General features: G+C 71.7%; 11 protein-coding genes. 7 read left to right on the forward strand and 4 right to left on the reverse strand.

The window, feature by feature from the left end; all coding sequences use genetic code 11:
• The first annotated feature begins 103 nt into the window (after positions 1-103).
• Positions 104-1315 (forward strand): glycerate kinase, encoded by a 1212-nt coding sequence (locus B0I31_RS28930; RefSeq protein WP_106618562.1) that lies wholly within the window; start codon positions 104-106, stop codon positions 1313-1315.
• Between the two features lie 575 nt (positions 1316-1890).
• Here the strand turns inward: B0I31_RS28930 and B0I31_RS28935 are convergent.
• From B0I31_RS28935 to B0I31_RS28945, 3 genes are read right to left on the reverse strand one after another with little or no spacing between them, the layout of a single operon-like run.
• Complete coding sequence (locus B0I31_RS28935; protein WP_106618563.1) at positions 1891-2673, reverse strand: sugar phosphate isomerase/epimerase family protein; 783 nt, start codon at positions 2671-2673, stop codon at positions 1891-1893.
• Positions 2670-4514, reverse strand: a complete 1845-nt coding sequence (locus B0I31_RS28940) for a DUF2264 domain-containing protein (RefSeq protein WP_106618564.1) — start codon at positions 4512-4514, stop codon at positions 2670-2672. Before B0I31_RS28940 ends, B0I31_RS28935 begins: the two co-directional genes overlap by 4 nt.
• A 28-nt stretch (positions 4515-4542) precedes the next feature.
• A complete protein-coding gene (locus B0I31_RS28945; RefSeq protein ID WP_106618565.1) occupies positions 4543-5553 on the reverse strand; it encodes a hydroxyacid dehydrogenase in 1011 nt (336 codons plus the stop codon).
• A 194-nt stretch (positions 5554-5747) separates the two neighbouring features.
• On the opposite strand from B0I31_RS28945, the gene B0I31_RS28950 reads away from it, so the two are divergent.
• From B0I31_RS28950 to B0I31_RS28970, 5 genes are all read left to right on the forward strand, one after another.
• Positions 5748-6770, forward strand: coding sequence for an ABC transporter permease (locus tag B0I31_RS28950; RefSeq protein WP_245950522.1), 1023 nt, complete (start codon positions 5748-5750; stop codon positions 6768-6770).
• Positions 6767-7657, forward strand: a complete 891-nt coding sequence (locus tag B0I31_RS28955; protein ID WP_219910845.1) for a carbohydrate ABC transporter permease — start codon at positions 6767-6769, stop codon at positions 7655-7657. Before B0I31_RS28950 ends, B0I31_RS28955 begins: the two co-directional genes overlap by 4 nt.
• A 55-nt stretch (positions 7658-7712) precedes the next feature.
• Entirely contained in the window at positions 7713-9356 is a 1644-nt protein-coding gene (locus tag B0I31_RS28960; protein WP_106618567.1) for an extracellular solute-binding protein, read from the forward strand.
• Between the two features lie 105 nt (positions 9357-9461).
• Complete coding sequence (locus B0I31_RS28965; RefSeq protein WP_106618705.1) at positions 9462-10148, forward strand: response regulator transcription factor; 687 nt, start codon at positions 9462-9464, stop codon at positions 10146-10148.
• Between the two features lie 105 nt (positions 10149-10253).
• Positions 10254-11834 (forward strand): lipase family protein, encoded by a 1581-nt coding sequence (locus B0I31_RS28970; protein ID WP_106618568.1) that lies wholly within the window; start codon positions 10254-10256, stop codon positions 11832-11834.
• 13 nt (positions 11835-11847) lie between these two features.
• On the opposite strand, the gene B0I31_RS28975 is transcribed toward B0I31_RS28970, so the two are convergent.
• On the reverse strand, positions 11848-12306 hold the full coding sequence (locus B0I31_RS28975) for a hypothetical protein (RefSeq protein WP_146173980.1): 459 nt from the start codon (positions 12304-12306) through the stop codon (positions 11848-11850).
• 113 nt (positions 12307-12419) lie between these two features.
• On the opposite strand from B0I31_RS28975, the gene B0I31_RS28980 reads away from it, so the two are divergent.
• Entirely contained in the window at positions 12420-12833 is a 414-nt protein-coding gene (locus B0I31_RS28980; RefSeq protein WP_106618570.1) for a hypothetical protein, read from the forward strand.
• Positions 12834-12928: the final 95 nt, after the last annotated feature.

The following is a 12928-nucleotide window of genomic DNA, read 5'->3' on the forward strand; positions in this document are numbered from 1 at the left end:
GCGCTTTCCTCGCAGTATTCAGCGCGCGTATCGGTGAGTCAAGGTCGGTGACACGGTCGGCGGGGCGCTTGACAGGGCCTTGGAAAGCGCTTTCCATGGCTTCGTGACCGCACCTCGACCACCCGCGCCACCTCCCTTCCCGCCTCCGACCGGCCACGTCGTCGTCGCGCTGGATTCGTTCAAGGGTTCGCTGTCCGCCCGCCAGGCCACGGCCGCTGTGGCACGCGGCCTGCGCCGTCGCGGGGTGGACGTGCGCGAGCACCCGGTGGCGGACGGCGGCGAGGGGACGGTCGACGCCCTGCTCAGCGCCGGTTTCACCGCCGTGCCCGTGACGTCGACCGATCCCCTGGGCCGTCCGGTCGTGGCGCGTTATGCGTCGCGTGACGGGGTGGCAGTGGTGGAGCTGGCCGAGGCATCCGGTCTCGGCTTGATCGCGGACGTGCCCGTGACACCGGACCGCGCCGCGGCGGCCTCGACCTTCGGCACCGGCCGGGTGATCGCCGCGGCGCTGGACGCGGGCCACCGCACGATCGTCGTCGGCCTCGGCGGCAGCGCCACCACTGACGGTGGCACGGGTTTGCTGGCCGGTCTCGGCGCCCGCCTGCTCGACGCCCACGGCACCGCGCTCGACGCCACCACCTCCCCACTGCCCTCCGTCCACGCGATCGACCGCACCGACCTGCACCCGCAACTCGGCGAGGTCGAGCTGATCGTGGCGTGCGACGTCGACAACCCACTGCTCGGCCCGCACGGGGCGGCGGCGGTGTACGGCCCGCAGAAGGGCGCGGACGCCGCTCTCGTCGCCGCGTTGGACACCGACCTGGCCCGCTGGGCGGACGTGCTCGCTCCCGCCGCCGCGTCGCTGCCCGGCGCGGGCGCCGCGGGCGGGTCGGGCTACGCGCTGCTCGCGCTCGGCGCCCGGATGCGCCGCGGCATCGACCTCGTGCTGGAACTGACCGGCCTGGCGGACCAACTGCCCGGCGCACGGCTGGTCGTCACCGGCGAGGGCCGCCTGGACCACCAGACGTTGCGCGGCAAGGCACCGGCCGGTGTCGCCGCGGCGGCACGTGCCGCGAGCACGACCGTCGTCGCCGCCACGGGCCACTGCACCCTCGACCGCGCCGAACTGGCCGCCGCCGGCTTCGCCGACGCGTTCGCGCTCACCGACCTGGAGCCCGACGTGTCCCACTGCCTGACCCACGCCGAGCCGCTGCTGGAACGCCTCGGCGAACGCATCGCCACCACGTTCACGGACGACGACACCCCGCACGATCACCCGTCGCACCCGATCACGCACTCCACCGACCACGCGTGAAGCCCGCCGCGATCATGCGCGCGACGGGCACGCACACGCGCGACGTTCGCGGCGATGACGCATGAGATCCGCAGCGATCGCGCGCACACCCGCAGGCGGCCCGGCGGCAAGTCCGCAGGCCGAGGGCGAGTCCGTGGGCGGGTGCCAGCAAGCCCGCGCGCCCAGGGCAGGTCCGCGGGAAGGCAGTGGCGAAGTCCGCGGGAAGGCAGTGGCGAAGTCGCGGGAAGGCAGCGAAGTCCGCGGGCCAGCGGCAAGCCCGCGCGGGCGGCGGGTGCCGGATCCGCAGGCGGGTGGCGAGTTCGCGGGCGGGTGGCAGGGTGCCGAGTCCGCGAGAGCGCGTGGTGGTCGCGCGTCGCGGGCACTGGCTTTACTCGATCCCGGTGGGCGGTGGGCTGGTGGGTGCGGGGGGGGGGTTGGGGTTGGGGTTGGCGGGGGCGGTTGGTTGGCGGCCTCGTTGTTTCAACCGACGTTTCAGGGCAACGATAACGGTGTTGTTTTTGGAAGAGGGTGGAGATTCACTCGATCGTGGAGAGGGGGATGGGGGCTGAGCTGCGGTGATGGGGTGAGGGGGTTGGTCATCGGTGGTTTGGTTGCCAGCGGTGGTACCAGGTGGTGGCGGCGGAGAGGGGGGTTTGGAGAGGGGCGATGTCGGGGTACCAGGCGCGTTCCCACTCCAGGGACACCCAGCCCGACCAGTCGGCCAGTGCGTGGGCGCAGTCGGTCAGTGGGACGTGGCCGGAGCCTGGCGGCAGCGGGGTCGGGTTGTCGGTGGCGACGTCCTTGACCTGGAAGTAGCCCAGGTACTCGGCCAGGACGGCACGGGTGCGGGGCGGTGGTTCGCCGGCGCGCCAGGGGTGTACGGCGTCCCACAGGACGGCGACGTGCTTCGGGTCGTGGAACGGTTCGACCAGGCGCAGTGCGGCTTCGCCGGTGGCGTGGGAGTCGTGGGTTTCGACCAGTAACCGAATGTTCGCCGCGCGCAGGTCGGGGAGCACGGCGGCGATGTGGTCCATGGCCCGTCCGTCGTCGCCTGTGCCCTGACCGCCCGGGAAGACGCGGATGGCGGGGGCGCCGAGCCGGACCGCCAGCTCGATCAGGGCGCGTAGTTCGGGGATCACCGGGCCTGGTGCGCAGACCTTCGGGTAGCCCGCGAGGCAGGCGATCTCCAGGCCGGCGTCGGCGACCTGTTCGCGGCACCGGTCCGCCTGCGCGGGAGACATTCCGATGTGCACCTCCTCGTCGGGGTGCACGCGGATCTCCAGGCCGTGGCAGCCGTGGTCGGCGGCCAGGCGCGCGGTGTCACGCAGCGGCACGCCCGGGGCGCCCAGGGTGCTCACCGCGAATCGCCAACCGGTCATCGGTGCACCACCTCCAGCGGCACGAAGGACACCACGGTCACCGAGTCGTCCGACCAGCGCACCTCCACGGCGTCCGGGCGGACGGTTACCGCGGACACCACGTCGGTCAGGTCCGGTGGGGAGACGGTAAGTGCAGCCAGCGCGATGTAGGTGGAAGTGCCGGTGGTGGTGCCGTGCAACCTCGGCACGCGTGCGGACGGTGTGAACGCGGTGCCGGCCGGAGCGGTGACGTCGGAAGCGGAGTCCCAGCCGTGCAAGGGGTGCAGCGCCGAGCACACGTCGGGGCCCGCGGCCCAGCCGGTCAGTTCGACCCCGGCGCCGGGCGGGGCACCTACCACGCGGTGCACCCGGAGTTCGTGACGTCCGCGGGCGACGACGACGCTCTCCACACGCAGCGCGGGCAACAGCGGCGAGCCGCCGGGGAAGATCGGGTGGTGCCACGACGCGGCCCAGCCCCAGCCGGGTCCGTGGCCCGCGCCGAGCGGGTGGATGCGGCGACGCGTGCTGCGCAGGCCGCGGTGCACGACGGCGAAGTGGTTGTCCGCCGGGTTGTCCGCGGTGGTGGGGCCGGTGCGGGTGGAGTAGGCGAACCGGCTGTAGTGGGGGTCGTCGCCCTCGGCGGTTTCCGCGTGGTGCGGGCGCAGGTGGTCGCTGCCGTGGTTGTGCAGCCGGGCGATGCCGTCCGCGGACGTGGTCTGGATCAGGAAGCCCGGTGCGGGCAGGCCGAGCACGTGGTCGCGTTCCTCGACCGGCGCGTCCTGCTCGACGTCGGTCCACAGTGGGTCGTCGGGTGGGGCGAGCAGGCACAGGAACGCCTTCGCGGCCCAGTACGGCGAGGCGGGACCGGAGTAGCGCTGGACGACGGGTGTGTGCGGGCCGTGCCAGCCGAGGGTGAGCAGGCCGCGCGAGTCCACCGCGCCCCGGTCGAGGAAATGACGCAGGCAGCCGCTGAGCAGTCGCCGTGACGCGCCCGGTGCCAGCGGTGTGTGCCCGGTGACGGCGCCCAGTGCGACGGCGGCGCCGGTGGCGAACCGGTAGGTCAGTGACCGGCCGTGGTGGATCGGTGCGCCGTCGCCGCCGAACAGCAGGGAGAACCCGGTGAGGTGCTCGCGCAGCCGGTCGCCGTGCGGGCCCGGGGTGCCGGCGAGGTGGGCGTCGAGGACCGGGTAGAGGTGCAGCGCCCAGCCGTTGTAGTGGTCGAACGCCCGGCCGTCGCCATCGGAGTACCAGCCCTGGCCCCGATACCAGGCCTCCAGCAGGTCCAGCGCACGTGCGCGGACGCGGGCGGTGTCGGCGTCACCGCGCCCGATCGACTCCAGGAACCCGGCCACGGTGTACGGGAACAGGTACCAGTTGTTCGGCGCGGGCAGGGCGTGCAGGGCGTCGCGCAGCCAGGCTTCGACGCGGTCCCGCACGGCGCCGTCCAGCCGGTCCCACAGCCACGGCCGGCTCACCCGCAGCGCGAGCGCGACCGACGCGGCCTCGACCATCGGCTGGCCCTGCACGTGGTGGTCGCGGATCACCGGCCACGACTCGGCGTCGTCGGCGCCGGGCGTGCGGGTGCCCGCGTCGAGGCCTTCGGCGTAGCGGTCCAGCCAACGGCGCTGGTCGTCACCGCCCGCGGCCCGGTAGGCGGCGATGAGCATGGTCCGGGCGAAGCCTTCCAGGCCGTCGCTGCGCACGCCGCTGCCGGAGGCCGGGCCGGGCAGGTCCAGCCGGGCACCGCCGGGACTGGCCCACCGCCACGCAGCGGCCAGCAACGCGTCCGCAACAGCCTCCCAGTGCGCGCGGGTGTAGCCGGTGTGCGGGCTGAGCCGCCGGTCTTCCGCCACGGGGTTCACGCGAGCCTTCCTCTCTCCCCCAACGAGGTCAGGCGATGTACGGGAGGCGTTCGGGTGCCACCCGCCCGAGCAGCGGTCTGCCCTGGACGAACCGGCCCACCTCGGCGACCGCGAACTCGCCGATGCGCCGCAGCTCGCGGCCCTGCGCCCCGGCCAGGTGGGGTGTGATGAGCACGTTGGGCAGGGCGAACAGCGGGTGCCCCGGCGGCAGCGGTTCGGGTTCGGTGACGTCGAGGATGGCCGAGATCCGGCCAGTGGCGCACGCCCTGGTCAGCGCCTCGGTGTCGATCAGCGAACCGCGGGCGGTGTTGATCACGAGCGCGCCATCGGGCAGGAGGTCGAGCCGGCGCGCGTCGAGCAGGTGACGGGTCTCGGGCAGGGCCGGTGCGTGCACCGTGACGACGTCGCTGCGGCGGCACAACTCGTCCATGCCCACGGACTCCGCGCCCAGGTGCGCGGCCTCGGCCCGGGTCACGTGCGGGTCGTGGAGGAGGACTTCGACGTCGAACGACTGGAGCCGGCGCAGCACCAGGCGGCCGATCCGGGAGGCGCCGACGACGCCGACTGCGCAGTCGTGCAGGCCGGTGCCGTCGCCGGTCAGCCAGTCCCGGGGGTCGCCCTCGGCGGCGGTCGCGTACCGCCTGGCCCGGCCGAACGCCCGCTTCGTGCCCAGGACCAGCATCGCCAAGGTGTAGTCGGCGACCGGGACGGCGTTGACCTCGGCGGCGGACGACACGATGACGCCCCGCTCGAACACGACCGGGTGGACGGTGGCCTTCACGGTGCCGGCGGCGTGCACGATCGCGCCCAGCCCCGGCGCGGCGGCCAGCACGTCGGCGTCGACGCGCGGAGAGCCCCACCCCGTGATCAGGACGTCCGCTCGTGCCAGGGCCGCGGCGGCGGGACCGTCGAACGAGGTGAACGGCGTCGCCGGGTCGAGGTCGACCAGTTGCCGCAGCCGGGCGACGAGGTCGGGCGGGAAGACGTCGGCGAACGCCCAGGGCGCGAGGGCGAAGACCGCGGCAGGTCGCCGTGACACGGAGTGGGCTCCTATCAGTGGGCCGGACAACGGGCAATCGATGTAAACGTTTGCATCCACCACTCACTCTACGCACATCACCGCCAGCCCACAACGCCATCGGAAGCAACCAGGACCGACGCTGTCACAAGCGAATACACCGCCGTCATCGCACGCGCAAGCAGTTGACGAAAGAGTGTAACCGTTTTATCTTCGTGACCATCTTGTTTCGGCTCGGCACCGCGAGAGAGGCGTTCGACGTGAGCATGACGCGGGTCCGCGGCGGCACCGGTACGACCGGTCCCCCACCTCCGGGTCGACGGCCCGAGCGCCGGGGGCACCTGCGTCGCATCCGGGCGGACCGGGTGCTGTTGCTCGTCGCGGCACCGGCGCTGGCGTACTTCCTGTTCTTCCACTACGGCGCGCTGTTCGGCAACGTGCTGGCGTTCCAGGACTACGTGCCGTTCCTGGGCGTCTCCGGCAGCCAGTGGGTGGGCCTGGCGCACTTCGAGCGCATGGTCACCGACCCGCTGTTCTGGAACGCGGTGAAGAACACGCTGCTCATCGCCGCCTTGCAGCTCGTGTTCTTCTTCCCGGCACCGCTGGCGCTGGCGCTGCTGCTCAACAGCATCGTGGGCGACACCGTGCGGCGGTTCGTGCAGAGCGTGGTCTACCTGCCGCACTTCCTGTCGTGGGTGATCGTGGTGGCGCTGTTCCAGCAGGTGCTGGGCGGCGCGGGCGTGGTCAACGGCTGGCTGTCCACGCTCGGCCTCGGCGGCATCTCGGTCATCGGCAACCCCGACGCCTACGGGCCGCTGGTGATCGCGCAACTCATCTGGAAGGAGTGCGGCTGGGCCACCATCATCTTCCTGGCCGCGCTGTCGCAAGTGGACGAGCAGCAGTACGAGGCCGCGGCACTGGACGGCGCGGGCTACTGGCGGCGGCTGTGGCACGTGACGCTGCCCGCGATCCGGCCCGTGATCGTGCTGCTGCTGGTGCTGCGCCTGGGCGAGTTCCTGTCCATCGGGTTCGAGCAGTTCTTCCTGCAACGCCCCTCGGTCGGCCCGGAGACCGGCGAGGTACTGGAGACGTTCGTCTACTACACCGGCTTCGCCAACGGCGACTTCGGCTACGCCGCGGCGGTCGGGCTGTTCAAGGGCGTGATCGGCGTGGTGCTCATCTACGCCGCCAACAAGGTGGCGCACCGGCTGGGCGAGCAAGGGGTGTACAAGGCATGAGCAGGACTGGTGCAGCACCGGCCTGGATGGGCCGCCCCACCCCCGCCGTCCGCGCGGCGAAAGCCGTGGCGTTGACCGTGGTGGTCGCACTGGTGGTCTTCCCGCTGTGGACGGTCCTGGCGACCAGCCTGGCCAGCCCGCAGAACGTCATCGCCAACGGCGGCTGGGTGATCTGGCCCGGCGAGTTCTCCTTCGCCGCCTACACAGAGATCCTGCAGGGCGGCATCATCAGCCGCGCCCTGCTGGTCAGCGCCGGCGTCACGATCGTCGGCACCGCGCTGAGCCTGGTGTGCACCATCGGCCTGGCCTACACACTGAGCAGACCCAAGGTCTACGGCGGCAAGCCCATGCTGCTGCTGGTGCTGTTCACGTTCCTGTTCCCACCCGGCATGGTCCCGCTGTTCCTGGTCGTGCAGGGCTCCGGACTGTTCGACTCCTACGCCGCGCTGATCCTGCCGTTCCTGGTCAACGTGTTCAACCTGGTCGTGATGCGCGGCTTCTTCCAATCCATCCCGCCGGAACTGATCGACGCCGCCCGCATCGACGGCGCCACCGAACTGGGCATCCTGCGCCAGATCGTGCTGCCGCTGTCCAAGGCCGTCATCGCCGTGGTCGGCCTGTTCTACGCCGTCGCCTACTGGAACCGCTTCTTCGAAGCCATCATCTACTTCAACGACCAGACCAAGTGGCCGATCGGCACCGTCCTGCGCCAGTACGTCACCGGCGGCGCCTCACTCGCCGAGACCTCCGGCGAACTCGCCACCACCTCACCGCAATCCGTGCAGATGGCCGTCGTCATGCTGGCGACGCTGCCCATCGTGTGCGTCTACCCGTTCCTGCAACGCTACTTCGTCAAGGGTGTCGTCACCGGAGCCCTGAAGGCCTGAACCCCCGCCACCGCAACCACTCCTTTCGGCGTCACGCCGGGAGAGGAACCTCGACATGGACCACCGCATCGACCGCCGTTCCCTGCTGCGGCTCGCGGGCGTCGGCGCCCTCGGCCTGGCCGCACCGTCCCTGTTCACGGCGTGCGGCGCGGGCTCTTCGGGTGGCGGCGTCTCCAACGCGGGCAAGGACCTGGCCCCGTGGCCGACCTACGTGCCGTTCACCGGTCCGACCCCGGACGCCCCCGGTGACGACTCCGGTGTGCAGCCGCTGTTCCTGAAGTACCCCGAGAAGGTCGTGCGGTCGGTGCACAACCCGGTCGGCGACGGCTCGGACGTCACGGTGATGGTCGTGTCCTACGGCGCACCGCCCAAGCCGGTCGCCGAGAACCGGTACTGGCAGGCGGTCAACCAGGCCCTCGGCGTCAACCTGAAGGTCATCGTCGTGCCCGATCCCGAGTACGGGCAGAAGATGGCCACCCTGATGGCCTCCGGCGACGACCTGCCGGACATGATCATGTTCTCGAACCTGGCGCTGCCGCACGCGGCCGAGTTCGTCCAGGCCCGGTGCGCCGACCTGTCGGAGTTCGTCGGCGGTGACGCGGTCAAGGAGTACCCGAACCTGGCCAACCTCCCCACCTACGCCTGGAAGGGCATGGGCCGCATCGGCGGCAAGCTCCACGGGATCCCGCTGGAACGCCCCACGCCCGCCAACAGCCTGTTCGTCAACCGCACAGCCATGGACACCGCCGGCATCCCGAAGGACTGGACGACCGAGCAGTACCTCGACGCGATGAAGCAGCTCACCGGCGACCGCAAGTGGGGCGTGGGCTGGTTCAAGACGCTGTTCGGCGGGCTGGGCGGCATCACCTACCACGCCGGGTCGCTCGGCGCGCCCAACACGTGGTCGGAGGGCGGCGGCGCGTTCACGTCCACCCTGACCACACCGCAGTTCGAGCAGGCGTTGGAGGTCATGCGCGAGTTGGTCGAGGCGGGCACGCACTACCCCGACAGCCTCACCACCAGCTCCACCGACATGCAGAGCTACTTCCACAACGGCACGGTCGCCTCGATGAACGACGGCTTCGGCTCGGTGAGCCTGGCGACGATGAAGAAGATCAACAGTCGGTTCGCCCTCGACCTCGGCCGCCCGTACGGGCCGCAGGCCACACCCTGGCAAGGCCCGGGCACCTTCGGCTACGTCACCTTCAAGAAAGCCGAACCCGCCCGGATCAAGCTGCTGCTGCGCATCTGCGACTACCTCAGCGCCCCGTTCGGCACCACCGAGTACGAGCTGGCCAACTACGGCGTCGAGGGCGAGCACTTCACCAAGGACGGCGACGGCATCAAGACCACCGACCTGTACAACCAGGAGAACAACTCCCTGCTGCCGACCAAGTACCTCGGCACCGCACCCGCCGTGCTCTACCTGCCCGGCTTCCCGGACACGGCCCAGGCCGTGCACGACTGGCAGAAGGCGACCCTGCCCCGCAGCGTGCGCAACCCCGCCACCGGCCTCCGCTCGGCGACCGAGGCGAGCAAGGGCGCGCAGCTCTCGCAGATCATCGGTGACGGCATCGCGGCGATCACCTTCGGCCGCAAGCCGCTGTCGGCCTGGAAGGACGTCGTCTCCCAGTGGCAGCAGGCCGGCGGCGACCAGGTCGCAGAGGAACTGGCCAAGGAGCACGCGGCCAACCAGTGAGGCCCTGACGAGCGCCGGTCCGGCCGGTGGGCCGGGTCACCCCGACCTTGCGTTCACCTTGCGATCCCGGCGTGTGCCCGTGCGGTGCGGCAGGATCGGGTGGTCATGGACTTCTCCGTTCTGCTGGTCGAGGACGACGAGCACATCAGGCAGGCCCTCGGCCTGGCACTGGGCGACGAGGGCTTCGCGGTCACCGACGCGGTGTCGGGCGAGGAGGCCCTGGACCTGCTCGCCGTCACCGAGCCGGACGTCGTGCTGCTGGACCTCATGCTGCCCGGCGTGGACGGGCTCGCGGTCTGCCGCACCCTGCGCGCCCGCGGCGACCTGCCGATCATCATCGTCACCGCCCGCGCCGACGCCGCCGACGTCATCGCCGGGCTGGAGGCGGGCGCCGACGACTACGTCACCAAGCCCCTGGTCGCCAGCGTCCTCGCGGCACGCATCCGGGCACTGCTGCGCCGTCGCGGTGGCGGGCGGCAGGACGAGGTGCTGCAGGTGGGACGGCTGGAGATCCGGCCGGACGTCGGCACCGTCCACCGCGACGGCGCCGAGGTCCACCTCACCAGGACCGAGTTCCGGCTGCTGGTCGAGCTGGCGGCCGCGGGCGGCCGGATCGTCACCCGCGAACAGCTGCTGCAACGCGTCTGGGGCTACGACTACTTCGGCGACACCCGGCTGCTCGACGTGCACATCCGCCGGCTGCGCCGCAAGGTCGAGGCCAACCCCGACGAACCCGCGCTCGTGCTGACCGTGCGCGGCACCGGGTACCGCCTCGACACGGGCCCGGCCTGATCCGGCCGTCTGGAAACGCCCACTGCGGAACACCGAGCGCTACCCCGGTTCGCCGACGCGGTTCACCCTATCGGGGACGTCGGGAGCGGCTAACGTCCTGATGTCGTGACCTCAACCGGAACCGAGCCCTTCAGACGCCCCGGCACGCTGATCCGCGCCCGCCCGCTCGCGTCCCGGTTCCGGCCGGACCACGCCGGTGCCGCGTACCGCGTCTTCTACCAAGGCGTCGGGCACGACGGCCGGGGCCGCCTCGTCACCGGGTCGGTGTTCGTCCCGGACGGCACGCCTCCCGCCGGCGGCTGGCCCGTGGTCAGCTACGCCCACGGCACCACGGGCCTGTCCGACCGCACCGCGCCGTCGCGCACCGGCCTGCTCCGGCTGGAACGCGCGCACATCGCGACGTGGCTCGCCTCCGGCTACGCGGTCACGGCCACCGACTACGAAGGCCTCGCCACCCCCGGCCCGCACCCGTACTTCAACGGCGAGGCGGTGTCCGACGACGTGATCGACATCGTCCGCGCCGCCCGGCAGCTCGACCACCCGCTCGCCGACCGCTGGCTCGTCGCGGGCTTCTCCCAAGGCGGCCACGCGGCCCTGTTCACCGCCCTGATCGCGACCGACTACGCGCCGGAACTGGACTTCCTGGGCACGGTCGCGCTCGCGCCACCGGTCCACCTGGTGCGCGTGATCGCGACCCGCACGAGCGACGCGGCGGCGCTCGTCTGCCCGTTCGTGCCGATCGTGCTGGCGGGCATGCGCACCCGGTACCCCGACTTCGGCCACGGCTTCCTCACCGAGCGCGGCACGACCCTGGTCGACCTGGCCGAACGGGTGTCGCTGGTGGAGATGTTCCGCGCCACCAAGGCGACCACCAACCACGAGACCGGCATGACCGACCTGACCCGCCACGACCACGTGGCACGGGTGCTGGACGAGTGCCGCGTCCCGATCGCCCGCCTGGACCGCCCGGTGTTCCTGGCCGCGGCCGGCAACGACGAGATCGTGCCGCCCGCCGTGATCCACGACTTCGCCGACGCCCTCGCCGCCGCGGGCAGCACCGTCCACCTGGAGACGTACCCGGAGGCCGACCACGGCACGATCCTCACCGCGGCCCACCCCGACGCGACGGAGTGGGCCGCCACGACCGCCGGCCACTCCCCTGCGCCCGTCACGCCGTCACCGCGCTTCGACCTCCTGGACGCGACCGGCGACGGCTACCTGCGGCGCGACGACTACGAGGTGTTCGCGCTGCGCCTGGTCCAGTCGTTCGGCCACCCGCCGCGCTCAGCCACCGCGATGGCCGTCCGCTCCGGCTACCGCGCCCTGTGGCGTGCCCTGGCCGCCGAGTCCGACACCGACCAGGACGGCCGGGTCGGCAAGGCCGAGTTCCTCGCCTGGGCGGCTCGCGCCACGCACACCGCGTTCGACCGGACGCTGCGCCCGCTGGCGACGGCCGTGCTGGCACTGGTCGACGTGAACGGCACCGGCGTGGTGGAACGCGACGAGTTCCTGACCCTGGCGACCCGGTGCGGCCTACCCGACGCCGACGCCCGCACCCTCTTCGACCGCCTCGACGCGAACCACCGCGGCACCGTCGAGACCGACGAGATCGTTCATGCCACCAAGGAGTTCTGCCTGGATCCGAGCCCGGACAAGCCCGGTCACTGGCTGTTCGGCCGGTTCTGACCCGCGCCGGGCGTCACGTCTGCGGCCACATCGAGTAGATGAGGTTGTCGTCGTCCGCGCAGACGACCTGGGGCAGGGCGGGTTCGGGCACCTGGTTGCACGTCATCGTGCCGATCACCAGCGGCGGCCGTCCCGCGGTCGGGTCGCGGCGCTCGGCGTAGTAGTCCACCAGGACCGCGGCGGCCTGGTCGCAGGTCAGCCGGCCGGACGGGGTCTCCACGACGACGGCCAGCATCGGCTTGCCCAGGGCTCCGGGGAACGCGTCATCGCAGTACTGGGCCGGCGCGCCCTCGTCGATCGTCGGCAGCGGCACGGGCTCGGGCGTCGGGTCCGCTTCCTCCGTGGTGCTGCTCGTGGTGGCGGTCGTGGTGGTCGTCGTGGTCGCGGCCTGGGTGCCCGAGCCCACGACGGCGGTGGAGCACGCCGTGACCAGGGCGAGGCACGTGACGAGCGCCGGCAGCAAGATTTTCACGGTCACTGTGACGTGCCGGAAGACGCGTCGGTTGCGGGCCGGACCTGTCACAGCGCGATAACGGTTGGGCGTGCTCGTCGCGGGCGTCCGGGCGGCCGGGTTTGCTGTGCGCCATGAACACGAAGGTCGCGTCCATGCTGTTGGCCGTGGGGTTGTGCGCGTCCCTGGTCGGGTGCTCCAGCAAGGAGGACGAGTTCGTCGCGGAGCTCAAGGCGGCGGGCTTCACCGCCATCGGCGAGCCGCGCAGCGAGTCCGAGAAGAAGAGCAAGAAGGTCGGCAAGCGGACGATCAAGTCGTCGCAGAAGGTCATCGAGGTGACGGTCCGGGTCAAGGGCTGTGACCTGGAGTTCGAGAAGGTGTCCGGGCAGGCCGGCTACTGGCTGGACGAGTTGCACGTCAACGGGCAGGAGCCCGACTGGCCCGGCTACCCCGAGAACCTCAAGCAGCAGGACGTCGTGACCGTGTTCGCGGGCGGCCAGCCCAAGCCGGACGGCTTCAAGGACTGCTACAAGCCCAACGAGGCCTGAGGTCGCCAACCTCTCCGGGAGCCCCGTCCTCGATCACCGAGGGCGGGGCTCCTCGGTGTGCCCGCCGCATTAGTGCGGGAGATTTGCCGCGCGGT

Source organism: Saccharothrix carnea (assembly GCF_003014735.1).
GTDB classification, from domain to species: Bacteria; Actinomycetota; Actinomycetes; order Mycobacteriales; family Pseudonocardiaceae; genus Actinosynnema; species Actinosynnema carneum.